At 65.6% G+C, this 25,682-nt stretch carries 24 protein-coding genes; 13 read left to right on the plus strand and 11 right to left on the minus strand.

The genetic code is table 11. The features are described from left to right. The first annotated feature begins 636 nt into the window (after positions 1-636). Complete coding sequence (locus EH209_RS02010) at positions 637-1,098, plus strand: hypothetical protein (RefSeq protein WP_126661311.1); 462 nt, start codon at positions 637-639, stop codon at positions 1,096-1,098. Next, positions 1,098-1,355 (plus strand): hypothetical protein, encoded by a 258-nt coding sequence (locus EH209_RS02015; protein WP_126661312.1) that lies wholly within the window; start codon positions 1,098-1,100, stop codon positions 1,353-1,355. The genes EH209_RS02010 and EH209_RS02015 overlap by 1 nt, the downstream gene beginning before the upstream one ends. Positions 1,356-1,460: 105 nt before the next feature. On the opposite strand, the gene EH209_RS02020 is transcribed toward EH209_RS02015, so the two are convergent. Beyond that, entirely contained in the window at positions 1,461-1,694 is a 234-nt protein-coding gene (locus tag EH209_RS02020; RefSeq protein ID WP_126661313.1) for a hypothetical protein, read from the minus strand. A 160-nt stretch (positions 1,695-1,854) separates the two neighbouring features. Between EH209_RS02020 and EH209_RS02025 the strand changes: the two genes are divergently transcribed. Next, positions 1,855-2,694: an Nmad3 family putative nucleotide modification protein gene (locus EH209_RS02025; protein ID WP_126661314.1), complete on the plus strand. Its 840-nt coding sequence runs from the start codon at positions 1,855-1,857 to the stop codon at positions 2,692-2,694. Positions 2,695-2,706: 12 nt separating this feature from the next. On the opposite strand, the gene EH209_RS02030 is transcribed toward EH209_RS02025, so the two are convergent. After that, positions 2,707-3,039, minus strand: coding sequence for a DUF7344 domain-containing protein (locus EH209_RS02030; protein WP_126661315.1), 333 nt, complete (start codon positions 3,037-3,039; stop codon positions 2,707-2,709). 239 nt (positions 3,040-3,278) lie between these two features. On the opposite strand from EH209_RS02030, the gene EH209_RS02035 reads away from it, so the two are divergent. Further along, complete coding sequence (locus EH209_RS02035) at positions 3,279-3,905, plus strand: acyltransferase (RefSeq protein WP_249038733.1); 627 nt, start codon at positions 3,279-3,281, stop codon at positions 3,903-3,905. A 121-nt stretch (positions 3,906-4,026) separates the two neighbouring features. Here EH209_RS02035 and EH209_RS02040 read toward each other — a convergent pair whose 3' ends face one another. Next, a complete protein-coding gene (locus tag EH209_RS02040) occupies positions 4,027-5,196 on the minus strand; it encodes an NAD(P)/FAD-dependent oxidoreductase (protein ID WP_126661316.1) in 1,170 nt (389 codons plus the stop codon). Between the two features lie 112 nt (positions 5,197-5,308). Beyond that, positions 5,309-6,229 (minus strand): arginase, encoded by a 921-nt coding sequence (gene rocF, locus EH209_RS02045; protein ID WP_126661317.1) that lies wholly within the window; start codon positions 6,227-6,229, stop codon positions 5,309-5,311. 85 nt (positions 6,230-6,314) lie between these two features. Between rocF and EH209_RS02050 the strand changes: the two genes are divergently transcribed. The 3 genes from EH209_RS02050 (at position 6,315) to EH209_RS02055 (ending at position 7,855) form a co-directional block, all read left to right on the plus strand. Then, positions 6,315-6,995 (plus strand): metal-dependent transcriptional regulator, encoded by a 681-nt coding sequence (locus tag EH209_RS02050; protein WP_126661318.1) that lies wholly within the window; start codon positions 6,315-6,317, stop codon positions 6,993-6,995. 27 nt (positions 6,996-7,022) lie between these two features. Then, on the plus strand, positions 7,023-7,178 hold the full coding sequence (locus tag EH209_RS23825) for a hypothetical protein (RefSeq protein ID WP_164721981.1): 156 nt from the start codon (positions 7,023-7,025) through the stop codon (positions 7,176-7,178). Between the two features lie 143 nt (positions 7,179-7,321). Continuing rightward, positions 7,322-7,855 carry an Rrf2 family transcriptional regulator gene (locus EH209_RS02055; RefSeq protein WP_008894829.1) on the plus strand — a complete coding sequence of 178 codons (534 nt, stop codon included), beginning with the start codon at positions 7,322-7,324 and terminating at the stop codon, positions 7,853-7,855. 201 nt (positions 7,856-8,056) lie between these two features. Here the strand turns inward: EH209_RS02055 and gyrA are convergent, their stop codons facing one another. The 6 genes from gyrA to EH209_RS02085 all read right to left on the minus strand — a co-directional run bounded on the left by gyrA (position 8,057) and on the right by EH209_RS02085 (position 16,414). Next, positions 8,057-10,549 carry a DNA gyrase subunit A gene (gene gyrA / locus EH209_RS02060; RefSeq protein ID WP_126661319.1) on the minus strand — a complete coding sequence of 831 codons (2,493 nt, stop codon included), beginning with the start codon at positions 10,547-10,549 and terminating at the stop codon, positions 8,057-8,059. Between the two features lie 213 nt (positions 10,550-10,762). After that, positions 10,763-12,697 carry a DNA topoisomerase (ATP-hydrolyzing) subunit B gene (gene gyrB / locus EH209_RS02065; RefSeq protein WP_126661320.1) on the minus strand — a complete coding sequence of 645 codons (1,935 nt, stop codon included), beginning with the start codon at positions 12,695-12,697 and terminating at the stop codon, positions 10,763-10,765. Positions 12,698-12,816: 119 nt separating this feature from the next. Beyond that, positions 12,817-13,530, minus strand: coding sequence for an archaeal proteasome endopeptidase complex subunit beta (gene psmB / locus EH209_RS02070; RefSeq protein WP_126661321.1), 714 nt, complete (start codon positions 13,528-13,530; stop codon positions 12,817-12,819). Next, positions 13,523-14,272: an archaeal proteasome endopeptidase complex subunit alpha gene (gene psmA, locus EH209_RS02075; protein WP_126661322.1), complete on the minus strand. Its 750-nt coding sequence runs from the start codon at positions 14,270-14,272 to the stop codon at positions 13,523-13,525. Before psmA ends, psmB begins: the two co-directional genes overlap by 8 nt. A 214-nt stretch (positions 14,273-14,486) precedes the next feature. Next, entirely contained in the window at positions 14,487-15,287 is an 801-nt protein-coding gene (locus EH209_RS02080) for an ABC transporter permease (protein WP_126661323.1), read from the minus strand. Further along, a complete protein-coding gene (locus tag EH209_RS02085) occupies positions 15,284-16,414 on the minus strand; it encodes an ABC transporter ATP-binding protein (protein WP_126661324.1) in 1,131 nt (376 codons plus the stop codon). Before EH209_RS02085 ends, EH209_RS02080 begins: the two co-directional genes overlap by 4 nt. 569 nt (positions 16,415-16,983) lie before the next feature. Between EH209_RS02085 and EH209_RS02090 the strand changes: the two genes are divergently transcribed. The 5 genes from EH209_RS02090 (at position 16,984) to EH209_RS02110 (ending at position 21,652) form a co-directional block, all read left to right on the plus strand. After that, complete coding sequence (locus EH209_RS02090) at positions 16,984-18,246, plus strand: divalent metal cation transporter (protein ID WP_126661325.1); 1,263 nt, start codon at positions 16,984-16,986, stop codon at positions 18,244-18,246. Between the two features lie 213 nt (positions 18,247-18,459). Then, positions 18,460-19,239, plus strand: a complete 780-nt coding sequence (locus tag EH209_RS02095) for a sulfite exporter TauE/SafE family protein (RefSeq protein ID WP_126661326.1) — start codon at positions 18,460-18,462, stop codon at positions 19,237-19,239. A gap of 81 nt (positions 19,240-19,320) precedes the next feature. Beyond that, positions 19,321-19,752, plus strand: coding sequence for a universal stress protein (locus EH209_RS02100; protein ID WP_126661327.1), 432 nt, complete (start codon positions 19,321-19,323; stop codon positions 19,750-19,752). A gap of 173 nt (positions 19,753-19,925) precedes the next feature. Continuing rightward, positions 19,926-20,048 (plus strand): hypothetical protein, encoded by a 123-nt coding sequence (locus EH209_RS24895; RefSeq protein WP_282957081.1) that lies wholly within the window; start codon positions 19,926-19,928, stop codon positions 20,046-20,048. 359 nt (positions 20,049-20,407) lie between these two features. Beyond that, on the plus strand, positions 20,408-21,652 hold the full coding sequence (locus EH209_RS02110) for a hypothetical protein (protein WP_126661328.1): 1,245 nt from the start codon (positions 20,408-20,410) through the stop codon (positions 21,650-21,652). 350 nt (positions 21,653-22,002) lie between these two features. On the opposite strand, the gene EH209_RS02115 is transcribed toward EH209_RS02110, so the two are convergent. Beyond that, positions 22,003-24,471, minus strand: coding sequence for a PAS domain-containing sensor histidine kinase (locus tag EH209_RS02115; RefSeq protein WP_126661329.1), 2,469 nt, complete (start codon positions 24,469-24,471; stop codon positions 22,003-22,005). Between the two features lie 195 nt (positions 24,472-24,666). Here EH209_RS02115 and EH209_RS02120 point away from each other — a divergent pair, with 195 nt between their 5' ends. After that, a complete protein-coding gene (locus EH209_RS02120) occupies positions 24,667-25,671 on the plus strand; it encodes a two pore domain potassium channel family protein (protein ID WP_126661330.1) in 1,005 nt (334 codons plus the stop codon). Positions 25,672-25,682 lie beyond the last annotated feature (11 nt).

Here is a 25,682-nt window from a genome sequence, read left to right on the forward strand (position 1 = left end):
TCGATAGTGAAACCCATCATATTGAAAAACGTTCACGAAAGGCTTTCAATTGTGATAATCAAGGTGGCACAGAGCGGTTACAGCACCCCCTTGAACCGACGCCATCTTGCGGTTTTGCAACGCTGAATATTAGTCAATAAAGCTTCTGGCCAATCGGTTTGGCGGACGGAACCGTTCGATCCGTCACGATCCGCGGTGTCCTCGCGCTCGCGCGCACTCGAGCATCCACTGTTCGTGACAACACTCGGTCCGAACTCTCGAGTCGACGACTGTACTCGAGTCTACTAACTCGATCGTGGCGTTCGCTAGCGGAACGCACTGACTCCTTGGAAAACGGGTGGACACGCCCATCCGCACGATCTGACCAGCGGTTGATGGGGCGCTCCACTCGAGTCGATCCCGGTCGCGGTCCAGGTATCGTCACCGGGACCGATTCGTACAACGGTCGATTCGCTAATAGTTCTGGTGGTTATGATAGATCGCTAACAAATTCTGAAACGTTTCAGGAGTGATCGCCCGCTACCGTGGCGAGTCATCGCCCGTAGCCTCCAGTTCTCGAGTCAGTCCTGACGCTCGAGGCGCGAAATCGGCGAATAGATTCAAGCCCGCCCGGTGGTGACTAGCGGTATCGCTGCCATGGACGCCCCGCTCGACGCACCCGACGACCGCGCCGTCAACCCCCTACTGGGCGTGTTCCTGATCGTCGGGGCCGCGGTCGTCTGCTCGGCCGCGCTCGGAACCATCCTCATCGGCGTCGATCACGACCTCGAGGGGACGTCGCCCCAGGCGACCGTCGAACTCGAGACGGCCGTGACCGACGATACCGACGGCTTTGTCACGCTCGTCGTCGCCGACCGCTCCGCGGCCGACGCGGTCACGGTGACAGCGACGACGACCGACGGTCGACGGGCGATCGCCGACGGCACCCCGGACGGGACCGCCGAGCTGACCGAACGCCGCGAGGCGGTCGACGACTCGATCACGTTCCGAAAGAACGTCGACCCGGACGCGCCGCGGGACGTCGAACTCCGACTCGTCGCTCGCGCCCACCTCGCGGACGACGCCGCCGTGGTCCTCGACCGGACGGTGGTGATCTGATGTTCGGCCTCGAGGACGCTCTCCCACCGCGGGTCACGAAAACCACGCTCTATCGCGTCGTCGGCTGGGGACTGCGCTGGTACGTGCTCACGGTGCTGGTCGTCGGCTGCTACAGCCTCCTCTGGGTTCTCGACCTCGCCGGGCTGGTCTCCGAGTCCTGGCTGTCGACGGTCTGGATCGCCATCGCGGTGATGGGGACCTTGTTTCTCGTCCTCCTGATTCCGCTGTTCTACACCTCGCGGTCGTCGACCCGATAGCGACCGCGCTCGCAACCAATCTGACCGAACCACTCCCCCGAGTCCGGATCCCCCTCGAGAGATAGTTCAACCCAAACTCGAGCCCGAGAGGAACGGCCGCGGCGACTACGGACGCGGATACGCGGATTCGTCGTCGCTCTCGGCCGTCTCCTCGGCGGCTGCGTCGCTATCCGCCGTTTCGGATGGTCGATCCCCGATCACGTCGAACGACTCTCCCCCACAGGAACACGCGGTCCCCGTTCCGATCGGCCGAATCGATCCGTCGGCCTGGATCCGTACCGCGAGGGCGGTACCGCACTGCTGGCAGATCGCGACCGATCGGTCTCCCCTGACAGGCATGTCCCGCCGTATTCCGAGGCGTTATTTCAAGATTTCGAAGGGGAGCCACCGGTAAATCCGTCGAAACCCGTCCGTGCGCCGGTATCGGTCGCCGCCCCAACAACGCCAATCCGCCGGGCGATCGGTGCGGTTAGGGTCGTCCGGCGCACACTCACGCGTGATGACGGTCGTCCTCGCCGGCGTCGGTGCCGACACCACGAACCTGGGTGCGCTCGCCCCGCTGTACGACGACGGGCGCTTCGAATATGTGCCGATCCCCGAGAAGACTCCCGACACCGATGAGACCGAAACGCTCGGCTCGTGGAACCTGCGCGCGACCGACGGCATCGCCGCGGACCTCACGAACCGGATCGCCCCCCAGCCGATCGGCGACGCCGACCGGACCGTCGCCGGCGACGCCCTCGAGTCGTGGCCCCTTCACCGCGACCCCAATTTCGCGGCGCTGACCTACGGCGAGCACCGGACCAGCGGCTACGTCGAACGCCTCCGAGCCCTCGAGCCCGGCGACGTCGTCGGGTTTTACACCGGCCTGCGACGTCCCGGCGGCGACCGCGCACACCGCTACCTGATCGGCTACTTCACCGTTGATCGGGTCGATATCGTCGACCCCGACCAGCCGCGGGCCGACCGCGAGACGATCCTGGCGGCCCACCCGGACAACGCCCACGCGAAACGCGCTCGAGACGGAGACCTCTACCTCGAGAAACCGGTCGTCCTGATCGACGGCCGCGAACCCGGCGGCCTGTTCGACCGCCACCCGATCCGGCTCAGCGACTACTACACCAAACCGGGGAACGAACGATCGCAGTATTACCTGCGCGAGGAAATCGCGACCGAGTGGGCCGTCCGCGACGGCGGCGAGAACATGATGTACAAACCCGCCTACCGCTGTGCGCCCTCCGGAGCGGCGTTTCGCCGCCGCGTCGGCCGGCCGGGCGACCGCACAGCCGATTGCGCCCGCCTCGATACTGAGGACGCCGCCGCCGAGACGACCGACTGACCGCCGCCCGACCTAGACGCGCGGCGGCTCGAGCGGGTCGACGTAGGGCTCGAGGTCCGCGAAGTTCGGTCCGGTGGCTACCGCGTCGCTCGAGCGGTCGTAGACGACGACGTCGTGTTCGGCGAGTCGCGGGAGGTGGTTGTGGACCAACTGAATGGCGATCCCATCCCGTTCGCGCACGCATAACTCGGACGTCTCGCGGCTCCAGACCGCGAGTCGTTCGGCGGCGTCGGGGACCGTCGTTCGGTCGACGGTCGAGAGGTGACACAGCAAGTACTCGCGAACCCGATCGGCGAGCAGTGAGTAGACGGTCTCCCGCTCGAGTGACTCAGGCTGGACTGGCATGATAACTGCTACGATGAACCGACTCAGAACAATCATTGTGCCTCACTAGGTAGGGATCGAACAATTGTACTAGCACACCGAACAGTGTCCGAAACGGACCGGTCCGCGAGGCGTCTCGATTCCCCGCCACGAGACGAGCCGAGTCCGGTCACCGGCGAGACGACTGGAACTGACTGCGACCGCGCCCGCGCCGCCTCGATCGATCGGTTTCATGTAGTGATACCGCATACTCCCGGGCAGTGACTGACGAGATGGACTCGCGCCACGACCGCATCCGGCACCATCCGACCGCGGGGCCGGGCAACTCGCTCGCCGACTGGACGCGCGCGCGCAACCCGCTCCGGGTCGCAATCTCCTACGTCGCCGTCTGGCTGATCCGAATCTCGCCGAGCCTCCGCCTCAAGCGGTGGCTGTTGCGCCGACTCGGCGCCGCCGTCGGTCCCGGCGTCTCTTGGGGGCTCGAGGCCACGCCGGACGTCTTCTGGCCCGACCTGATCACCGTCGAACGCGAGGCGATTGTCGGCTACGATGCGACGATCCTCTGTCACGAGTTCCTCCAGGACGAGTACCGCACGGGCGAGGTCGTGATCGGCGAACGCGCGATGATCGGCGCCGGCGCGATCGTCCTCCCGGGCGTCGAGATCGGCGCGAACGCGCGGGTCGCCGCCAACTCGCTTGTCACCCGGGACGTGCCACCGGGAACGACCGTGGCCGGCGTCCCGGCCGAACCGGCCGGCTCGAGTGCCGCAGACGACGCGAGCGCCGAGGCGGCTGGCGATTCCGGAACCGACGATAGCGAACCGGGAGACGACGAGACCGATCCCGGAGACGTCGGGGTCGGATCCGCCGACGGGACCGACGTCTGATCGACAGTCGAAGACCGAGAGTCGAATCGGGAGACGCCGGTCGCTGGCAGCCGCGTAGCAACTGCGGCGATCGGCGGGAAAAGCAGGGGTCGAGTCGTACTCGAGACGTCGATCGAGTCGCTTACAGCGACGACCAGGACTTGCGGGCCTCGTTCCAGGAGGTGATGTCCGCGATCCAGCGGGCCGCGATCATCTTCTTGAGGTTCTTCGCGGGGGCGCCGCCGAACGTGTCGACGGGCAGGGAGACGCCGAACGCCGGCTTGACCTCGTGGGCGACGGCCTTGTCGCCGACGGAGATGACGGTCCCCTTGTCCTCGTGCTCCCAGGTCCGCAGCGGACGGTTCTCGATGGCACGGGAGATGTTTTCGCCGGCGACCTCGGCGGCCTGCCAGGCGGCCTGTGCGGTCGGCGGTGCGGGCTGGTCGCCCTGGTTGATTATCGCCGAGTCGCCGATAGCGAAGACGCGCTCGTCGGAGGTCTGGAAGTTAGCCTCGGTGTTGAGGCGGTTGTGCTCGTTCTCGAGGTCGGCGTCGTCGAAGGCGTCGCGGCCGGTGATGCCGCCGGTCCAGACGAGGACGTCGTGATCGAGGGGCTCGCCCTCGTCGAACTCGATGTGGTCCTCGGTAGCCTCGGTGATCGGGTCGTCCGTGTGGATCTGGACGCCCGCTTCCTCGAGCAGGTCGCGCAGGGCCTGCTGGATCTCGGGGTCGTTACCGGGGAAGATCTCCTCTAGGGCCTCGACGAGGTGGATCTCGATCGGCGCGCGGTGGTTGTCGCGGAACTCCGCGATCTCGCCGGCGGTCTGGATACCCGAGAGGCCGGCGCCACCGATGACGACCTGTGCGGGCTCGCCGCGGGTGGCCTCCTGGCTGGCCTCCTTGACGGTATCGTGGATCTCGAGGGCGTCGTCGAGACTCTTCAGCGTCAGCGAGTGCTCCTCGAGGCCGGGAATGCCGTAATAGGCAGTCTGGCTGCCCAGACCGACGAGAACGTAGTCGTATTCGACGTCCTCACTGTCAGCGAGTTCGACGACCTGATCGTCGACGTCGAGGCCGACGACCTCGTCCTGGATGAACCGGGTCGACGGATCGGCGATCTGGGTGACCGGGAAGGTGATATCCGAGCGGACGTCCGGATCCCGAATGACGCGGTGGGATTCGTGAAGAACCAGATGATAGTCGACGTCAGCGATCCAGGTCAGCCGTGCATTACCCCCGAGCTCCGACTGGAGCTTGTTGATCGCACCGGCACCGGCGTAACCGGCTCCGAGTACGACGACGTTCTCAGTCATATCTCCTATTCCGAAACCCTCCGATACAAAGGTGTTGGAACGTTCATGCACATGTTAGGTATTGCCACACAACGTATCGCCGCCGGATACTGTCTCCGCGACGACAACCCGTTCAGAGGATTCGGTTTCCGAATGCGCTCGCGGTGAGTTCGGCCGCGATGGTTGCGGTCTCGTTGCCCTCGTCCAGAATCGGATTGACCTCGACGACGTCCATCGACCGGACGATCTCCTCGGCCGCGTGGCGCTCGGAGACGGTCTCGAGTGCGGCGTGAGCTTCCCGGTAGGTGACGCCGCCGCGGACCGGCGTGCCAACCCCCGGCGCGGTCTTGGGATCGACCCAGTCTAAGTCGAGGCTGACGTGGACGCCGTCGGTGCTGTCGGTCGCGACGTCGAGGGCGTCTTCGACGACGGTGGTCATCCCCCGCTCGTCGATGTCGGCCATCGTGTACGCTGTCATCTCACTGTCGCGGACCAGTTCGCGCTCGCGCTCGTCGATGCTCCGGAGGCCGACGTAGGCGATCGATTCCTCGCGGACGCGCGGCGCGCGGGCCCACGACAGGTCGCCGAAGGCGCCCCGGCCCAGCGTCGCGGCCAGCGGCATCCCGTGGACGTTGCCGCTGGGCGACGTCGCGGGCGTGTTGAGGTCCGCGTGGGCGTCGAACCAGATCGCGCCGAGGTCCGCCTCGCGGGCCGAACCGCGCATCGAACCGATGGCGACCGAGTGGTCCCCGCCCAGCACGAGCGGAAACTCGCCGTCCGCCAACGTTTCCGCGACTCGTTCTTCCAGCCGCGTACAGACGCCCTCGACCTCCCGGAGGAACTTCGCCGTCCCCTCGATCGGCTCATCAGTGTTGGGATCGCGCTCCTCGGCCCGCGGAATCAAGAGGTCGCCATCGTCGACGGCGGTGACGCCGGCGTCCGAGAGCCGATCGGCCACCTCGGCGTACCTGATCGCCGACGGTCCCATGTCCACGCCGCGGCGATCCGCCCCGTAGTCCATCGGCGCACCGATGATTCTGACGGTCGTAGCCATACTCAGCCTTCGTCGCCCGGCGGTTTGACGGTGGCGATAGAGACGGCGACAGCTTTAGGGTTAGACCCGTCTAAATCCGAGCACCATGATGCTGAGCGACGTGATGGAGGACTACCTCAAGACGATCTACCAGCTCCAGCGCGAGACCGACGACCGGATCAAGACGTCGGCCATCGCCGACGAGCTGGACGTCACGTCGCCGACGGTCACCAGCATGCTCGACAAACTCGAGGAGCGGGGGCTCGTCGACCGCGAGAAGTACAGGGGCGTCACCCTGACCGACGAGGGCGAAACCGTCGCCCTCGAGGTCGTCCGTCACCACCGGCTGCTCGAGGCCTATCTCACCGAACATCTCGACTACGACTGGGCGGAGGTCCACGAGGAGGCCGACCGGCTCGAGCACCACATCAGCGAGGACTTCGAGGCCCGCGTCGCGGACGTCCTCGGCGAACCGACGGTCGACCCCCACGGCGCGCCGATCCCCGGCGCCGACCTCGAGCCGCCCGAACGCCCCGATGGCGAATCCGTCACCTCGTTCTCGGCGGGCGACACCGTGATCGTCGAGGAGGTCGCCGACCGCGACGCCGACGTCCTCTCTTACCTCGCCGAACACGGGGTCAGACCCGGCGTCGAACTCGAGATCGTCGAGGTCGCCCCCTTCGGGATGATTACCGCCCGCTCGAGCGACCACGACTCCGACGTCTCTCTGCCCGAGTCCGTCGCCCACCACGTCCGCGTCACCGAGCCGCCGGAACTCGAACAGTAGTCCGTCGTCGCGTTCGTTCAGGGGAACTTGACCCAGGTCGTGCTGTTCGTGCTGGCGTTCGCGATCCACAGCATCACGGAGGGGCCCGACGGTCGGCGGCGTGGTCGCGCGGGATCGAACGGTGCCGCCGCGGCGTCATTTCGCCTTCAGTTCCACCTCGAGGCGTGGCTCGTCTCGGGCTGAACCGCCAGACGGATCGGCGAACGCACCCGACCGTTGATCGCCGAAACAAAACACCTTACTAGGGTGCGTTCGAACGACAGAATTACCGCGTTACTCCCGGCTCACCCGTCGGGTTTAAGGAAATCAATTACGAACAATTCAGTATGTCATCCATCGAACTCACCCCCAGCCAGAAGAAGATCCTCCGTGCACTGACGAATCTGCACAAGGAGTCCGAAGCCGCGATCAAAGGCGAGGATATCGCCGAACAGGTCGACCGCAACCCCGGGACGATCCGTAACCAGATGCAGAGTCTCAAAGCCCTCCAACTCGTCGAGGGCGTACCCGGCCCCAAAGGGGGGTACAAACCCACCGCCTCCGCCTACGAGGCCCTCGAGATTCAGCAGATGGACGACCCGGCCTCGGTCCCGATCGAACACGAGGGCGAACCCATCGACGACGTCATCGTCGAGGAGATCGACCTCTCGAGCGTCCACCACCCCGAACTCTGCCGCGCCGAGATCCACATGCAGGGTTCGATGGGCGAGATCCACGAGGACGACGCCGTCACCGTCGGCCCGACCCCGCTGTCGAAGCTCCTCATCGAGGGCCGCGTCGACGGCAAGGACGACACGAACAACATCCTCATCCTGCGGATCGAAGACATGGTCGCCCCGGCCGAAGAGCCGTCCCACTAACGGCGACCGACGATCGCTCTCGATATTTCTTTGCTCTCTTCGCGTTCTAGCGGCCCGCCCGCCCGCGTGATATTCTGTCGCATGCCGCCGCCTCGAGTCCCGGAGTCGTGACTCTCGACGCGTGCTCGAGCGACGAAAAGAGCGACAGTCGCTATCGCGTTCGACGGGTTCGATAGCCAGTCGAGCTACCGGCCGCGGCTGTCAGTTCTCCTCGGTGTCGGCGTCCGCATCGACGTCCTCCGTCGCGGCCGCCGGGATGTCGTCGACGCTGGCGACCGCGTCGCCGTCCTCGACGTCCATGACGATCACGCCCATCGTGTTGCGCCCGACCGTCGAAATTTCGTCGACGCGTGTCCGGACGATCTGGCCGTCCTCGCTCATCATCACCAGCTGATCGTCGTCGTCGACCGCCTTGACGGCCGTCACGTGGCCGTTTCGGTCGCCCGTCTTGATGTCGATCAGTCCCTTGCCGTACCGCGACTGGGTGCGATACTCCGAGAGCCGGGTCCGCTTGCCGTACCCGTTCCGAGTGACGGTCAACAGGGCCTGGCCGTCCGCTTCGTCGGTCGCGACCAGTCCGGCGACCGCGTCGTCGCCCTGGAGCTTGATCCCGTTGACCCCGCGAGCGTTCCGTCCCATCGCGCGGACTTCGTCCTCGTCGAAACGGATCGTCATCCCGCCTTCGGTGGCGATGACCAGATCCTGCGAGCCGTCGGTGACCTCGACGTCGACGAGCTCGTCGCCCTCCTCCAGATCGGCGGCGATGATCCCCGTCGAGCGGATGTTATCGAACTCTCCGCCGGCGGTTCGCTTGACGTAGCCGTGGCGGGTGGCCATCGTCACGAACTCGCCGTCGCCGAAGGCGTCGGTGTCGACGATGGCCGTGATATCCTCGCCGGGGTCGAGATCGAGGATGTTGACCGCCGACTTGCCGCGGGCGGTTCGGCCCATCTCGGGGATCTCGTAGGTCTTGAGCTGGTAGACCTTCCCCTGGTTGGTAAAGCACAGCAGGTAATCGTGGGTGTTCGCGCGGAACACCGTCGAGACGCGGTCACCCTCCTTGACGTCCGCGCCGATGATTCCCTTGCCGCCCCGACCCTGGGGGTCGAACTGGTCGATGGGCATCCGCTTGACGTAGTCGTCCTCGGTCATGACGACGAAGACCTCCTCCTCGGGGATGAGGTCCTCGTGGGTGACCGTCCCCTGATCCTCGACGATCGAGGTGCGCCGCTCGTCGCCGTACTCCTCTTTGATCTCGCGGAGTTCGTCCTTGATGACCGACAGCAGCTCTTCCTCGCTCTCGAGGATGGCGTTCAGGCGTTCGATCTCGGCCTGGACCTCCTCGTACTCCTCTTCGATCTCGGTGGTCTCCATCGAGGTGAGGCTGCCGAGTTGCATCCGGACGATGTGGTCGGCCTGATCCGTGGAGAAGTCGTAGGCATCCTGCAGGTTCTCCTTCGCGTCCGATCGAGTCTCGCTGTTGCGGATCAGCTCGACGACGTCGTCGGCGTTCTCGACGGCGGTCAGCCGCCCCTCGAGGATGTGGGCCCGATCCTCGGCCTCCTCGAGGTCGTACTCGCTGCGCCGGCGAACGACCTCGCGGCGGTGGGCGACGTACTCCTCCAAGGTCTCCTTCAGCGAGAGCACTCGCGGCTGGCCGTCGACCAGCGCGAGGTTGATGACGCCGAAGGTTCGCTCTAAGTGGTTCTCGAGCAGGCGGTTCTTGACGACCTCGCTGTTGGCGCCGCGCTTGAGTTCGATGACGATGCGGACGCCGTCGCGGTCGGATTCGTCGCGCAGGTCGGAGATTCCCTCGAGCTCGCCCTCGTTGACGTCCTCGGCGATGCGCTCGACAAGACGGGCCTTGTTGGCCTGGAACGGCAGTTCCGTGATGACGATCCGCTCGCGGCCGTTCTTCCACTCCTCGACCTCGAACTCGGCGCGGACGCGGAGCCGTCCGCGGCCAGTCTTGTACGCCGAGTAGATGGCGTCGCGGCCGACGATGTTCGCGCCGGTCGGGAAGTCGGGCCCCTTGACGTGGTCCATCAGGTCCTCGACCGTCGCGTCGGGGTCGTCGATCAACTCGATCGTCGCATCGATGACCTCACCCAAGTTGTGCGGCGGGATGTTCGTCGACATCCCGACCGCGATCCCCGAGGAGCCGTTCACGAGGAGGTTCGGGAACGCCGCCGGGAGTACGTCGGGCTCTTGCAGGCGGTCGTCGTAGTTCGCCGAGAAGTCGACGGTGTCCTTGTCGATGTCCTCGAGCAGTTCCTCGGAGATCGAGGACATCCTCGCCTCGGTGTACCGCTGGGCGGCGGCCGGATCGCCGTCCATCGATCCGAAGTTCCCCTGACCGTCGACCAGCGGATAGCGCATCGAGAAGTCCTGGGCCATCCGGACCAGGGTGTCGTAGATCGCGCTGTCGCCGTGGGGGTGGTAGTCACCCATCGTCTCCCCGACGATCGAGGAGGACTTGCGGTGGGAGGAGCCGCTCGAGACGCCCATCTCGTGCATCGCGTAGAGGATGCGTCGGTGGACGGGCTTCAGGCCGTCCTCAACGCGCGGGAGCGCACGACCCGCGATGACGGACATCGCGTAGTCGATGTAGCTCTGCTCCATCTCGTCCTCGATGCGGACGTTCTCTACCGCTCGTGCCTGTACGTCAGTCGGATCGGGTACGTCTGAACTCATGTGTCATTGGGTTTCGTTGATTGCGTTGGTTGCGTGCGGTCGTCGGATAGCGAACACTGCATCCGTGAGAGCGTCCGCTGTGTGGACGCTCGAACGGGCCGACGACCGACCCGGAGAGCGCGGTGCTTCGCACCGCGCGGAGGGGAGGGAGGAGTGCTTTTCATCAAAGTTTTGCCGAGGGTCAGCTTTGCTGACCCGCAGCGCAAAAGTTTGTTAGATATCGATCCATTCCGCCTCCGGTGCGTTGTCCTTGATGAACTGCTTTCGGGGTTCGACGGCGTCGCCCATCAGGACGGAGAACATCTTGTCCGCCGCCGCGGCGTCCTCGATGGTGATCTGTTTGAGGATGCGGTTGTCCGGGTCCATCGTCGTATCCCAGAGCTGTTGGGGATTCATCTCGCCCAGTCCCTTGAACCGCTGGACCTGCGATGGGTTGCCGTCGCATTTCTCCGCGACAATCTCGTCGCGTTCGGCCTCCGTCATCGCGTCGTAGGTCTCGCCGCGGTACCGGATGCGGTACAGCGGTGGCTGGGTCGCGTAGACGTAGCCGCCCTCGAGCAGCGGGCGCATGTGGCGGTAGATGAACGTCAACAGCAGCGTCCGGATGTGGGCGCCGTCGACGTCGGCGTCGGTCGCCATGATGATCTTCTTATAGCGGACGTCCTCGATATCGAACTCGTCGCCGATCCCCGCGCCGATGGCGGTGATCATGTTCCGGATCTCGTCGTTCTCGAGGATGCGGTCGAGACGGTGTTTCTCGACGTTCAGAATCTTCCCTTTGATGGGGAGGATCGCCTGGAAGTCCGGATTCCGCGCCTGTTTGGCGCTGCCGCCGGCGGAGTCACCCTCCGCGATGAACAGCTCGGCCTCGTCTGGATCCTTGGTCTGGCAGTCGGCCAGCTTTCCGGGCAGCGACGTGGACTCGAGGGCGGACTTCCGTCGGGTGAGTTCCTCGGCCTTCTGGGCGGCCTTGCGGGCCTTTGCGGCCTCGACGGCCTTGGTGACGATGGCCTGGGCGGTGTCGGGGTGTTCCTCGAAGTAGGTGCCCAGTCCCTCGTGCATCGAACTCTCGACGATGCCTCGGACCTCGCTGTTGCCGAGTTTCGTCTTCGTCTGCCCCTCGAACTGCGGGTCGGGGTGTTTGACCGAGATGACGGCGGTGAGCCCCTCGCGGATGTCCTCGCCCTTGAGGTTGTTCTCGAGGTCGCCGAGCATATTGTTGTCCTTCGCGTAGTCGTTGACCGTCCGGGTCAGCGCGGTCTTAAAGCCGGTGAGGTGAGTCCCGCCCTCGCGGGTGTTGATGTTGTTCGCGAAGGCGTGGATCGAGCCCTGCAGCTCCTCGGTGGCCTGCATCGCGACCTCGACCTGGATGTTCTGCTCCTCGGCCTCGAAGTAGATGACGTCGTCGTGCATCGCCGAGCGCGTCTCGTTCAAATACTCGACGAACTCGCGGATGCCACCTTGGTACTCGTAGGTCTCCTCGACTGGCCCGTCCTCGTCGTATAGTTCCGTGCGCTCGTCGCTCAGCGTAATGCGTACGCCGGAGTTGAGGAAGGCCAGCTCCCGAAGCCGGTTCGAGAGCGTCGAGAAGGAGAACTCGTCGCCCTCGAAGATGCCCGTGTCGGGCCAGAACCGGATCTGGGTGCCGGTCTCCTCGTCGGGCTCCATGTCGCGAACGCGCTCCATGTCGCCGACGGGTTCGCCCGCCTCGAAGGCGTGGCGGAAGACGTCGCCGTCGCGTTTCACCTCGGCCTCGAGTCGCTCAGAGAGGGCGTTGACCACGCTCACGCCGACGCCGTGGAGCCCGCCGGAGACCTGGTAGGACTTGTTGTCGAACTTGCCGCCGGCGTGGAGGACCGTGAGAATCACCTCGAGGGCAGGGCGGTCGTATTCATCGTGTGTGTCGACGGGGATGCCGCGGCCGTCGTCGGCGACGCTCACCGATCCGTCGTCGTTGATAGAGACGGTGATGTCGTCGCAGTGACCGGCCAGTGCCTCGTCGATCGAGTTATCCACCACCTCGTAGACTAGATGGTGAAGACCTCGAGAATCCGTAGAGCCGATGTACATCGCCGGCCGTTTCCGCACAGCCTCCAGGCCTTCGAGGACCTGGATTTGGCCTGCGCCGTACTCGCTTTCCTGGGACATGTAAAACCTGCTTTCGGATAGCCGCCCGGCACTAATAAAAGTCACGTGTACGCGCTCGCGCGCGAGGCAACCACGGGCGGATCGAACTGCGACGACGAGAGAAACCGCCGCGGTCGTCCCTAGATGACCGCGTCGAAGTCGTTGTGACCCTGAATGTCGACGCCCTCGTCCGTGACCGCCGCGAGGAAGACGCCGTTACCGGAGCCGGTGTCGCGCTCGACGGCGCTCTTGATCGCGCGGGCCGCGACCGACTGCGCCTCCTCAAGCGAGAGACCCTCCTCGTACTCCTGCTCGAGGAGACCGTAGGCGAGTTGCATCCCGGAGCCGGTGACGGTGTAGTCGTCTTCCATCACGCCGCCGGCGGGGTCGATGCTGTAGACGTGGTTGCCCTCCTCGTCGACGCCGCCGAGGATGGGATTGATCGCCCGGAACGGGCCGCCGCGGGCGAAGTTGCCCGCAAGCGTCGCGAGCGCCTCGATGGGCATCGGCTCGCCGCGTCGAGACTCGTAGAGGTTGACCTCGGAGCGCAGCGTTCGGATGAACGACTGGGCGCCGCCGACCGAGCCGACGAGCGTGAGCGCGCCGGTCGGGTGGATCTGCTCGACCTTCTGGACGTTCTTGTTCGAGACGAATCGGCCGCCGAGGCTGGCGCGCATGTCCGTCGCGATGACGACGCCCTCGTCGGTCGTGATGCCGATCGTCGTCGTCCCGGTCTTGTTGACGGTGTCGCCGTGGTCGTCACCCTGACTGCCGTCGGGGAGCGAGCCCAGTTCGGGCGCGTACGGCGACGGATCGGTTCCCTGCCGGGTCGGCTCTTGACTCCAGTTATTCATCGCTCTCCTCCGCGTCCGGCTGGTCGATCTCCGCGACGATCGACTCGAGTCGCTCCTGAGAGACCGTCTGGAACGTCTCGTCTTCGGTATCGATCGTCGCGAGGTCGACGTTTTCGGCGCTGACCGGGTCGTCGTCGGCCGATCCGAGCGCGCGAAGCGCGAGTTCGATGCCCGCCTCGAGGTCGGCGTCCGGCTGGTACTGCTCCTCGAGGAAGTCCTGAATCTCGTTGCGGTTGCTGCCGATGGCGGCTGCCTGCCACTCGTAGTCCGTCCCCGAGGGGTCGGTCTCGAACAGGCGCGGCTCGCCGTCGTCGATACCGCCGACGAGCAAGGCGACGCCGAACGGGCGGGCGCCGCCGGTCTGGGTGTACTCCTGAATGTGATCGGTGACGGCCCGCGTCAGCGTTTCGACGCCGATCGTCTGGCCGTACCGGAGCTGTTCGCCCTGCGCGCGTCGTCGCGCGAGGTCGACAAGCTGGCGTGCGTCGGCCACGTGGCCGGCGCTGGCGATGCCGACGTGGTCGTCGGCCTTGTGGATCTTTTCGACGCTCGAGGGCTCCATGAGCGGCGAACTGACCTGCCGGTCTGCTGCGAGCACGACGCCGTCCGGCGTGCGAATACCGACGCTCGCGGTGCCGCGTTTGACGGCCTCGCGAGCGTACTCGACTTGGTAGAGGCGTCCGTCCGGGGAGAAAATCGTGATCCCGCGGTCGTATGCCTGCTGTTGGGATTGCCCTTGCATTGGTTCTCTGGTCGTGGGAGACCTTCACCTCGGGTAAGGGTCTCCCATATATAAGAATTCTTGACACCCATGTTGTAGGTGGCAAGTGTCTCTGGTTTCGAACCCCGATGACGCGGCGGACGGTTCGCGGAGTCGCGGTTTCATCGGTAATCTGGCGATCGAACCGGAAAAATTCACCGAAGGCGACCCGCGCGAGACTGGGCCGCAGATGCGATCAGTAATCCCCGAGGACGCCCAGCCGTCGCGCGCGCCTCGTCGCCAGTCCGAAGACGGCGTAGCCGAGCGCCAGGTAGCCAACGGCCGTCGCGACGAGGACGGCGAGCGCCGCGGGGTCGAACTCCCAGAGCCGCGTCCCGCTTCGCATCGCCAGTTGGAGCAGCGCGCTCCCCTGGACCAGCGGCAGCGCGGCCAGCCACGGGACGTCGAAGACGGGCGCCGAGATCAGCCCGACGAACGCGAAGCCGAGGAGGTTGACGACGCTCGAGATCCGCTTGTACAGGACGCTCAAGCCGCCCATGGCCAGCCCGAGGCCGAGCGTCGAGGCGATCGCCAGCGTCGCCACGGGAACGACGGTGACGAGGTGCAGGTCGAGTCGCGTTCCGGTCGCCAGCAACATCGCCGCGAGGACGACCGCGGACGTGAGAAATGTCCGGAACACGATCGCTACCGCCTTGGCGAGGACCACCGGCCCGAAGCCGAAGGGCGTCACGAAGTGGCGCTCGAGGGTCCCCCAGCCGGCTTCGGCCTGAATATCGTTGACGATCCCCGAGTACGCGCCGGTCGCCAGCGACCACAGGAAGTAGCCGACGATTAGCCCCTCGAGGGAGTCGGCCATCGCCTGTCCCGCCAGCAGGGTGCCGCCGTACAGCAACATTCCGAAGAACAGCAGGTTGATGAACAGCCGCATGCCCGCGTTGACGGGGTACCGGATCCAGATTAGCAGATCGCGGACGATCACGGCTCGCAGGAGGTGGTAGTAGCCGCCCATCCGCCCGGATCGGAAGTCGACGCTCACCGCGTTCCACCCCCGATATCGTCGGATCCTCGTTCCGGGTCCCGATCGGGGCTCCCCGCTTCTGTCCCGTTCCCGCCGGTCAGTTCGACGAACGCGTCCTCGAGGTCGGGCTGGACGGTGTCGACCGCCACCAGCTCGAGCCCGTGGTCCTCCAGCGCGTCGGTCAGCTGGTAGAACGTCTCGGAGTCGGCCGCCACCGCGAACCGCGTCCGGTCCTCGAGGCGCTCGACGTCGGTCACGTCGAAGCGCTCGTGAAGGGCCGCGAGGACCGACTCGTCGGCGCCGCGAACGGTGAGCCGGTAGCCCTGCGTTTCGAAGGCCGCCAGTAGGTTTTCGACGGTGTCGTCGACGATGACCCGCCCCTCGTTCATGATGACCACGCGGTCGCAGACCGCCTCGATGACGTCCATATCGTGACTCGAGACCACCAGCGTCAGGCCGCGCTCGTCGGCGAGCCGGACGAGTTCGCGACGGAGCGTCAGCGAACTCTCGACGTCGAGTCCCAGCGTCGGTTCGTCGAGGAAGGCGACGGAGACGTCGCCGGCCAGCACGCTGGCCAGCGACACCTTCTGTTTCATCCCGCGCGAGAGCTCTCGGACCGGCGTGTCGGCCCTGTCGGCGAGGTCGAGTCGCTCCAGCAGTTCCTCGTGGCGGTCGGCGAGTGCGTTCGGGTTCCGGCCGCGAATCGCCGCGAAGTACCGCAGGTTCTCCCGAACGGTGAGTCGCCAGTAGTCGTTGCGCGCCCCCTCGAGCATGGCGTCGACGTGATCGTAGGCCGCTCTGGGCCGGTCGTAGACGTCGATTCCGTGGATCCGAACCGCGCCCTCGTCGGGGAGGAGCAATCCCAGAATCGACTTGATCGTGGTCGTCTTGCCGGCGCCGTTGGGCCCGAGCAGCCCGATCACCTCGCCCGGCGCGACGGAAAAGGAGACGTCCTCGACGGCCGCGACGGCCTCGTCCCCGCTCCCGAACGTCTTCGAGAGCCCCTCGACGGCTAGTTCGGGTTCCTCCCGCTCGCGCGTCGCGGAGTCAGCCGCTGCACCCGACTCGAGACCGGCGTCGGTTCCGACGGCGTCGCTGCGGTCGGCCTCACGGGCGCCCTCGAGATCCGTCGACTCGCTCGTCATTGGAGTGTTGACACGTTCGTAGCTCCGCTGGGGAGAAGACGTTTGTGGTCCGCTCGAGTTCCTGCGAGGGACGCCACCGTCTCGGCTCGGATGGTTCCTATCGCACTGCGCGGTTTATCGTCCGCTCGAGGCGGGAGACGCGACGGCTTCTCGAGTTCCGCGACGCAGGGTCTTAGAGCATGAGAGGAGGTGATCGCTGTACGCACACGTGGACGGCCGTCCCGCACGACGACCGGCAGCCGGCTCGCACGCGGCGGTGTATAGACCACCTTCATCTGCCGGCTGGCGACTCTCCTTGCTGGCTGTTCGCAGATAGAACGAGGCGAATTCATGCGACACGGTTGGAACCGGCGCACGCGACCACGCTCGGTTGCTGAGGGGAGACGATAGTGCTCTCCCACTCACTGACTCATGAAACGTGCATCCGCTCGAACGACGACGGCACCGTGTACGAGTAGCCCTTTTCCGTCACGCCGGCCTGACCGGCCGGCCGTCGAGGAGCCCGCGGCCGACGCCCGATCGTCGCCCGCTCAAGGCGACAGCGACCCGGACCGAAGAGGTGGTCGCGAATGAGCAAGCAGTCGTCGTCGACCTCGACCTCTCCGGTCGTCGACGCTGTTCCCGGCGGGGAGGCGATTCACGGCGCCCTCTACAGGTACGGGCTGGGCGTGTTGTTCGCCGCGAACGTCTTCGGCGCCGGCTCGGTGTACATCCTCGCCGACGCTGGGGCGAACTTCGCTTTCTCCCTGCTGTGGGTGCTTCCGCTGGCCTTCCTCATCGACATCGCCCTCCACGACATGTCGGCCCGGCTGGCGGTGGCCGACGAACCGCTGGCGGACTACATCGTCGACGCGGTCCCGGTCGGCGGGCAAGCGCTGGTGATCGCGATTTCGCTGATGTCGGCGCTGTGGGCCGTCTCGAACTACGCTGTCGCGGGCGCGGCGCTGGCCTGGCTCCTGCCGGGACTGGACAACGTCGTCGTCGGCATCGTCCTCGCCGGCGGCACGGGGATCGCGATCGTCCAGCTGAAGGTCTACGACCGAATCGAGGCGGCGATCGCGGCCGCTGTCTTCGCGGTCTTCGGCTCCTACGGCCTCCTGCTGGCCGGTTTGGACGTGCCGTGGCAGTCGGTCGCCGCCGGGCTGCGGCCCGCCCTGAACAGCGACATCGGCTACCTCACGACGGTCATCGCCCTGCTCGGGACGACCGTCTACTGGCCGAACTTCTTCATCCAGTCGAGCATCCAGCCGACCAAGGAGTGGACCGACGTCTGGAAGTACCGCCGGGACAACGCCGCCGGGATCGCAACGACGCTGCTGATCGGCAGCTTCGTGATGATCGTCTCGGCGGTCACCCTCGCAGAGGGCGAGATGACGCTGACCGGCCCCGGCCAGCCGCTGGCCGACATCCTCGGTCAGGGCGCGCTCCTCATGTTCATGATCGCCGTCTTCCTCGCGAGCATCACCTCCGCGACCGGGACGCTGTTCGGCGCCGGGTTCATGATCCCGCAGTCGCTGGGCTCGCACACGGTGTTCGGCGACTTCCGGTTCCGCCGGACGGTCATCGGACTGATCACCGTCTCGGCGGCGACCGCCCTCCCGCTGCTGGTCTACACCGGGTTCGGCCCCGTCGAGATGGCCATCATCATGCCCGCGGTCAACGGCGCGATCGGTCTACCGGTGACCGTCTTCGCGCTCATCGGCGCCGTCAATCGGTTCTACGACGTCGAGTGGTACGAAAACGCCGCGTTCGTTGCAGCGGGACTCGTCCTGCTGATCGGCAGCATCACGACGATCCAGTCGCTCTACGAGACGATCATCGGTATCCTCTGAGCGACGGCGCCGAATTCGAAGGTGGGTCGAGTCGAACGCGAGTCGGACCGGGAATAGACGCGAGCTAGACTCGAGACGGCGAGGGCACGCCATCGGGGGCAAACTGAGGTACGAGTTCTCCTTCAGATCGCCGATATATCTCCGGTAACGACGCTGGATAGCCAACCAGAAGAGTCACAACCCCCGGACTAATCGAGCCGATAACGTTCCGCGATGCTCGGATTACCCTTCGACCTCTCCCTCGTGTTGTTGCTCGTGTCGATCGCTTTCTTCTCGGGGATCGGTATTACAACCATCGGCCCGGGCGGCATCTTCGTCACGATCGCGCTCTACTCGCTGACGCCGCTGGCCTCGAGCCAGGTCGCTGGCACCGCCCACGCGACGTTCGTCGTCACCGGTCTCGTCGGTAGCGCCGCCTACCTCCATTCCGGCGAGATGAAGGCCGGCGAGAGCCGCGCTATCGCCGTCGTTCTGAGCGCCTCGAGTATCCTCGGGGCCCTCGTCGGCGCCTCCGTCAACGCGTTCGTCCCCCGCTCGGTGTTCGGCGTCCTCCTCGGCGGCGTCTCGATGACCGTCGGCGCGGTCATCCTGTACCGGGAACGACGCGGGTTCAACCCCCTCTACGATCTCGAGCCCCTCGAGCGCCAGAGCCAGCTCGCGCTGGCCGGCCTCGGGTTCGTGCTCGGGATCTGCAGCGGTCTGCTGGGAATCGGTGGGCCGGTGCTCGCGGTGCCGGCGCTGGTGTTGATCGGCGTCCCCATGCTGCTAGCCGTCGCCGTCGCGCAGGTGCAGTCGATCTTCATCGCGACCTTCGCGGCCGCGGGCTACGCCCTCCAGGGGAACGTGCTTCTCCCGCTGGCGGTCGTTATCGGAACGCCGCTGTTGCTGGGTGTCGTCACGGGCTGGAAGGTCGCCCACACGATCGATCCCGAGAAGCTGAAGGTCGCGCTGGGCGCCGTACTCCTCGGTATCGGCCCGTATCTCGCGCTGTGAACGGACCGTCGACGGCGACCCACACCGTCCCGTGACGGTACAGGACTCAAGACGTTGGGGCGCGATACCGTACGCAACTCAATGCCGCGCATTCTGGTTCCCTTCGACGACTCCGAGCACGCTCGCGAGGCTCTCGAGTACGCGATCGACCTGTTTCCTGACGGCGAGTTCGTCGCGGTAACCGTCGTCGACACCTCGTCGGTGCCCGCGATCCCCAACGCCGCGTCCGGTGACGAGGACGAGGTTTCGGAGACGGTCGAGGCCGTCTTCGGCGACGTCGAGGAGCGCCTCGCGGTGCCGGAACGGCTCGCCGCCGAGCGCGACGTGGCGATCGAGACCCGGACGCGACTCGGCGCCCCCACCCAGGAGATCGTCGAGTTCGCTGAGACTGAGACCGTCGACCACATCGTCATGGGGAGCCACGGCCGCACGGGGGTCAAACGGTTCCTGCTTGGCAGCGTCGCTGAGGTCGTCGTGCGCCACTCGCCGGTTCCGGTGACGGTGGTTCGCTAAGCTCCAGTGATGGCCCCGAGTCGCGACCGTCTGCCGAGGGTCGAGCCGAAGACTCGAGTACAACGTGATTCGAATCGACAGCCGCGAGGGCGACCCGTCGCGGTCGCGGCCGTGCCTTGCATTGATGGGCCATAGCCTCTTGCAGTCAGATCGCGTAATACTGGTGGAGAGACGTGGGCGACTACGATTCGGGGGACCACGATCCCGGCGCGAACCACGACGAGCGCGGGGGCGCTGACGCGACCGATCGGGATCGGACTCGATCCGATCCGAACCCGGAGCACCGCGGTCGGTAGCTCTCGGCGGGGATCGCCCTCCTCGACGTCTGGCTGCTCGTTCAAGCGGTCTGGCTCGATCTGGCGGCGGATCAGTTCTGGAACGACGTCCTCGTCGGTGCGCTGTCAGTCTGTCTCGGCGTCTACAGCGCCGCGAAGATCCGCGACCGGCGACGGCGCGCCGATGCTCGGCCGACGGCTACGTTCGACCGGCGGGGTCACTGACCCGATGGCGGTCCGGTAACGCCGTCGCTCGAGCGGCGCACCGACCCGCGACGCCGCGCGCGGAGCCGAATTCGTCCCTTACTTCTCTCGTTCCCGACGAAAATGGCGAATTACGGCACAATTCACTTACTTCCGGTGCTGGAAACCCCCATCCAATGCTTCCGTTCGTCGCTTTCGCGTTCGTGATCGTCGCGCTCGCCGTCACCCTCGAGGTCGTGTCGTACGCGTCGCTCAAGCGCATCCCCGCGGTGGCGACCGAGGAATTCCCGGAGATCGACCGGGAACTGCTTGGCAAGTTCAGCAGTTTCGACCCCGAACTGGGCTGGGTGCCACAGCCCAATCAGGAGAAACAGAAGGACACCGGCGACCACCTCCCCGGCGAGGAGCTCCGGACGGTCGTCACCTACTCGACCGACGAGTACGGGAGCCGAGTCTGTTCCGCGAAAGATCGGGACGAAGACGCGGACGTCACCGTCTCCACCTACGGCGACTCCTACTGTTTCTGCCGGGAGGTCAACGACGACGAGACCTTCCAGCACTACATGGCCCAGGAATTGGACACGCACGTCGCCAACTACGGCGGCGGCAACTACGGGCTCGATCAGGCGCTGTTGCGCATGCAGCGCCAGTATCCCGAGGAGGAGACCGACTACGTCTTCGTCGTCGTCACCGCCTCCTCGATCGCTCGCATCCTCTCCGTCTGGAAACACTACCAGGAGTTCGGGAACATCTTGGCGGTCAAACCCCGGTACGTCATCGAGAACGGCGAGTTAGAGCTGATCGACAGCCCTGTGGACGAAAAGGAAGATCTGCTCGATCTCGAGTCCAAGGCCGACTTCCTCCGGGAGTACGACTTCCACTACGACCATTGGTTCAAACCCCACTTCGCGTCGGTGCCGTACACGAGTGACTTCCTCGACGACCCCGAGTACCTCCGGTACGCCGCGATCACGGGCTGTAAGGAACTCGAGCGGCGGGCCGGCCGCTCGATTCCGGGCGTCGACTTCGACGCCGCTCAGACCGAGTCGGTCCTCCGGATGGAACAGCCCCGCGTACGCTACCACGAGCGGCTGTTCGAGACCCACGAGTACCTTTTCAACGCGCTGATCGAGGAGTTCGTCGACTATGCCGACGAGCAGGACTTCCAGCCCGTCTTCGTGATGGTCCAACAGCTCCGGTACGCCAAGTACGAGTCCGAGCACGGCCCGATCTACGGCGACCTCGTGGATCGGCTCGGCGAGACGTACGACGCCCTCGAGACCGTCGACATGGCCCGCCATCTCGATCCCGAGGACGGTGTCGAGTCGCTGTACGTCGAGCGCGGCGAAGGCGGCCACTACAGCCCCGAAACGAACCGGGAAATCGCGAACGTGCTGGCCGACATCGTCGAGGAAGAGTAGCGGTTCGTCGGCTTGTTCTGCGTTGATCTGTTCTCAGTTCGACAGTCGGTGTATTCCGACGCTACCGACCCATTCACTCTATGTGGGTGGCGCGCGCTGTCGGTCGATCCGAGGAACGCGAGGTGCGAACGCAGTGAGCACCTCGAAAGTGAACGGTGAACGGAGTGAACCGTGAACGAAAGCGAGGATCGACTAACGACACTGTGCGAGGGATGAGCGAGTGAAACGAGCGAAGACCTCGCACGGCTTCGTGTCGCGGTTCGAGTCCACTCACCGCGACACAGCGCGCGCCACAGCATGCCGGGAAATCAAGCACGAGAATCGAACGACAAGCAATCGAACGCGAGGAATCAGGCGTCGGCGGCGGGGAGAGTAAAGGAGAACGTCGTCCCCTCGCCGGGCTCGGAGTCGACCCAGATCGAGCCCTCGTGGCGTTCGATGATGCGCTGACAAAGCGCGAGCCCGATCCCAGTGCCGTCGTACTCCTCGCGGCTGTGCAGGCGCTCGAACACCTCGAAGACGCGCTCCTGATCGTTGGGATCGATGCCGATCCCGTTGTCTGTGACCGAGATGCGCCACGTCGATCGCGCCCGCTCGGCCGCGATCTCCACCCGCGGCGGCTCGTCGCCGCTGTACTCGAGGGCGTTCGACAGCAGGTTCTGGAACACCTGCTGGAGCTGGCTCTCGTCGCCCCGAACGCGGGGCAGCGACTCGGCGACGATCTCGGCGTCGGTCTCCTCGATCTTCATCTGCAGGTCCTCGCAGACGGCGTCGACGACGGTGTCCAGATCGACGGGTTCGAACGGTTCGCCCTGTGTGTCGACGCGGGAGTAGGCCAGCAGGCCGTCGATCATCTGGCGCATGCGTTCGGCGCCGTCGACGGCGAACTCGATGAACTCCTCGCCGTCGTCGTCGAGTTCGTCGCCGTACCGACTCTCGAGCAGTTGGAGGTAGCTCGAGACCATCCGCAAGGGTTCCTGCAGGTCGTGGCTGGCGGCGTAGGCGAACTGCTCGAGGCGCTCGTTGGATTGCTCGAGTTTGCGCTGGTACTCCTTGCGCTCGCTGATGTCGTGAAAGTAGATCGACAGCCCCGACTCGGAGGGATAGACGTTGTACTCCAGCCAGGTGTCGAGATCCTCGGCGTACACCTCGAAGTTGACGGGCTCTTGGGTCTCCATCGCCTGCTGGAACTGCTCCCGGTAGATCCCCTCCGTATCGTCGGAGAACGTCGTCCAGACCTTCCGTCCGAGGACGTCCTCCCGGGACTGGCGGAGGATCTCCGCGGCCTGCTCGTTGAGGTGGGTAAAGCGCCACTCGTCGTCGAGGGCGTAGAAGGCGTCGGAGATCCGGCCGAGGATCTCGCTCAGTTCGGTCTCGAGTTCGCTCTTTCGGTGCTCGAGCTGGCGCTCGCGGCGTTTCAGCTCAGTAATGTCCTCGGCGGCCGTGACGACGCGGTCGACCCCGCCGTCGGGGCCGCGCAGCGGCGTCGCGTTCACGCGAAACTGGAGCCGCTCGCCCTCCGGGTGATCGACAACGAGTTCCTCGTTGAACACCGGGCTGCCGGTCTCGAGGACCCGCGCGGCCGGCATCTCGTCCGTCGATAGCCGTTCGCCGTCCGAGTCGTAGATCACCCACTCGCCGCCGTCGTCGGATTCGCCGATGAACTCCTGGTCGGAGAGGCCCAGCGACTCCTGCGCCCGCTGGTTCGTCAGTATCGTCTCGCCCTCGGCGTTCTGGACGGCGATCGCGATCGGCGCCGTCCGCAACAGCTTCTCGGTCTGGTTATACTCCCGGCGGAGGAGCCGTTCGCGCTCCTTCTGGTCGGTGATGTCGTCGATCGCGACGACGATCCGGCCGTCCTCGCTCTGGTCGTCGTCGAGCGGTGCGGCGTTGAGCGAGAGCCAGCGGCGGCCGATTCCCGGGACGTCGACCTGCCGCTGGGCGTCGTACACCGGCTCGCCGCGCTCGCGGGCGCGGGCCCACGGCTGCTCGTCGGCCGGGACCGGCTCCCCGGCGACGTCGTAGAGCTCCCACGACTCGAGGCTGTACGTCTCGACGGCCGCGTCCTCGATCTCGAAGTGCTCGAGCATCCGCCGGTTCGCGCGGACGAGGACGTTGTCCTCGGTCACCACGCCGATCGTGATCGGCACGGTCTCTAAGATCCGTTCGGTGAGGTCCCGTTCCCGGCGGAGTTGCTGTTCGTACTCGCGGCGCTCGGTCATGTCGCGGGTGACTTTGGTAAAGCCCCGCAACTGACCGCCGTCGTCCCGAATGGCGGTGATGACGACGTTCGCCCAGAACCGCGTGCCGTCGGCGCGGACGCGCCACCCCTCGTCCTCGGTTCGTCCCTCCGCCGCCGCGGTCTCGAGGTTCGTCTGGGGAACGTCGTTGGCGATGTCTTCTTCGGTGTAGAACGTCGAGAAGTGGTTACCGACGATTTCGTCCTCCTCGTAACCCTTGATTCGTTCGGCCCCTTCGTTCCAGCTGGCGACGGTGCCGTCGGAGTCGAGCATGAAGATGGCGTAGTCCCGCACGGCGCTGACGAAGGCGGCGAACTCCTCCTTTTCGGACCGCCGGTCGGGGTCCGTTCCGTCCGCCGTCTCGTCGGGCCACCAGATTCGGGTCGAATCGTCGATCCGCTTGACGCGAAGTTCACCCCGCTCGCAAAGTTCCTCGAGCCCGTGTCGTGCGGGACCCAGGGAACAGTCCAACCGATCGGCAACCTCGGCGGTCGTGAGAGGGGTAGACGACCGCTCGGAGCGCGAAAAAACTCGCCGGACGTCCTCCCCCGACACGCCCGCCGAATCTGAAGATCCCATATATTCTACTATCGATACCGATCCATAAGACTTCGCCGTCCGGTCCGTCATACGTCGGGTCAGGTCGGGTCGAAACCGACGGGGAAGGAACTGGCGCCGATCGGGGAGAAACCGGTGTCGGTTGGCTGCGCCGTGAAAAAACCGCGTCAGTAACCGGGCCATTGTTGACGGGTGTCCTTCCGGTAGAGGGTGGTAATGCAACCGCTGTACCTCGTCGTCGGTATCGGCCTGCTGCTCGCCGCCTTCGTCGATATCCTCTGGACAACGCTGTGGGTCGACGGCGGCTCGGGCCCCCTCTCCGGACGCCTCACGACCGGCGTCTGGTACGGACTCCGGACCCTAACTGGAGACCGAAACAAGGCGCTCAGCCTCGCCGGTCCGCTGATCCTCACTCTGACGCTCGCGATGTGGATCGGACTCATCTGGATCGGCTGGACGTTCGTCTTCGCCAGCTACCCCCTCGCACTGGTCAACACCCGTACCGGCGGCACCGCCGACTGGGCGGGCCGGTTCTACTACGTCGCGTACACGATGTTCACCGACGGCAACGGCGATTACTCCCCCACATACGGCGGCGACATCTGGGAGATCGCCAGTTCGTTCACGACCGCGTCCGGCATGGCGTTCGTCACGCTCGGCGTCTCCTACATCCTCTCCGTGCTGGGCGCCGTCTCCGATAAGCGCTCGTTCGCCAGCACCGTCTCGGGACTCGGCGGCCGGAGCGAGGCGTTCGTCCGTGCCGGCTGGAACGGCGAGAACTTCGACGGCCTCGAGTTGACGCTCGAGTCGCTCAGTGACGATCTGAGCACGCTCGCCGAGCAGCACAAGTCCTACCCGATCTTGCACTACTATCACAGCGAGCAGAGCGAGCAGGCGTCGGCGGTGGCCGTTTCCGTCCTCGACGAGTCGCTCACCCTCTTTCGGTACGCCATCCCCGACGAGCACAGTCCCGACCCTGCGATCGTTGAAAGCACACGCTCGAGCGCCCGGAGTTACATCGACACGCTCGACGAGTCGTTTATCGAGCCCAAACCGGCGGTCCCGCGCTCGCCGGATCTCGATCGCCTCCGCGAGGACGACATCCCGACCGGCTCGGACCAGGAGTTCGCCGAGGCCCTTGCGGAGTTGACCGACCGCCGGCGGCACCTGCTCGGCGTGGTCGAAGCCGACGCGTGGGAGTGGCCGCCGGTCGAAGAGTGAGGATCTCGACT

This window comes from Haloterrigena salifodinae (genome assembly GCF_003977755.1).
GTDB lineage: Archaea > Halobacteriota > Halobacteria > Halobacteriales > Natrialbaceae > Haloterrigena > Haloterrigena salifodinae.

Bases quoted from the DNA above. Each gene is read 5' to 3' on its own strand.
- EH209_RS02085 (WP_126661324.1), bottom strand. From the start codon at position 16,414: ATGACGAGCGAGTCGACGGATCTCGAGGGCGCCCGTGAGGCCGACCGC.
- EH209_RS02095 (WP_126661326.1), top strand. From the start codon at position 18,460: ATGCTCGGATTACCCTTCGACCTCTCCCTCGTGTTGTTGCTCGTGTCG.
- EH209_RS02055 (WP_008894829.1), top strand. From the start codon at position 7,322: ATGTCATCCATCGAACTCACCCCCAGCCAGAAGAAGATCCTCCGTGCA.
- EH209_RS02050 (WP_126661318.1), top strand. From the start codon at position 6,315: ATGATGCTGAGCGACGTGATGGAGGACTACCTCAAGACGATCTACCAG.
- EH209_RS02030 (WP_126661315.1), bottom strand. From the start codon at position 3,039: ATGCCAGTCCAGCCTGAGTCACTCGAGCGGGAGACCGTCTACTCACTG.
- EH209_RS02090 (WP_126661325.1), top strand. From the start codon at position 16,984: ATGAGCAAGCAGTCGTCGTCGACCTCGACCTCTCCGGTCGTCGACGCT.
- rocF (WP_126661317.1), bottom strand. From the start codon at position 6,229: ATGGCTACGACCGTCAGAATCATCGGTGCGCCGATGGACTACGGGGCG.
- EH209_RS02025 (WP_126661314.1), top strand. From the start codon at position 1,855: ATGACGGTCGTCCTCGCCGGCGTCGGTGCCGACACCACGAACCTGGGT.
- psmA (WP_126661322.1), bottom strand. From the start codon at position 14,272: ATGCAAGGGCAATCCCAACAGCAGGCATACGACCGCGGGATCACGATT.
- EH209_RS02110 (WP_126661328.1), top strand. From the start codon at position 20,408: ATGCTTCCGTTCGTCGCTTTCGCGTTCGTGATCGTCGCGCTCGCCGTC.
- EH209_RS02040 (WP_126661316.1), bottom strand. From the start codon at position 5,196: ATGACTGAGAACGTCGTCGTACTCGGAGCCGGTTACGCCGGTGCCGGT.
- EH209_RS02115 (WP_126661329.1), bottom strand. From the start codon at position 24,471: ATGGGATCTTCAGATTCGGCGGGCGTGTCGGGGGAGGACGTCCGGCGA.
- EH209_RS02100 (WP_126661327.1), top strand. From the start codon at position 19,321: ATGCCGCGCATTCTGGTTCCCTTCGACGACTCCGAGCACGCTCGCGAG.
- psmB (WP_126661321.1), bottom strand. From the start codon at position 13,530: ATGAATAACTGGAGTCAAGAGCCGACCCGGCAGGGAACCGATCCGTCG.
- EH209_RS02015 (WP_126661312.1), top strand. From the start codon at position 1,098: ATGTTCGGCCTCGAGGACGCTCTCCCACCGCGGGTCACGAAAACCACG.
- gyrB (WP_126661320.1), bottom strand. From the start codon at position 12,697: ATGTCCCAGGAAAGCGAGTACGGCGCAGGCCAAATCCAGGTCCTCGAA.
- EH209_RS02020 (WP_126661313.1), bottom strand. From the start codon at position 1,694: ATGCCTGTCAGGGGAGACCGATCGGTCGCGATCTGCCAGCAGTGCGGT.
- EH209_RS02010 (WP_126661311.1), top strand. From the start codon at position 637: ATGGACGCCCCGCTCGACGCACCCGACGACCGCGCCGTCAACCCCCTA.
- EH209_RS02120 (WP_126661330.1), top strand. From the start codon at position 24,667: ATGCAACCGCTGTACCTCGTCGTCGGTATCGGCCTGCTGCTCGCCGCC.
- gyrA (WP_126661319.1), bottom strand. From the start codon at position 10,549: ATGAGTTCAGACGTACCCGATCCGACTGACGTACAGGCACGAGCGGTA.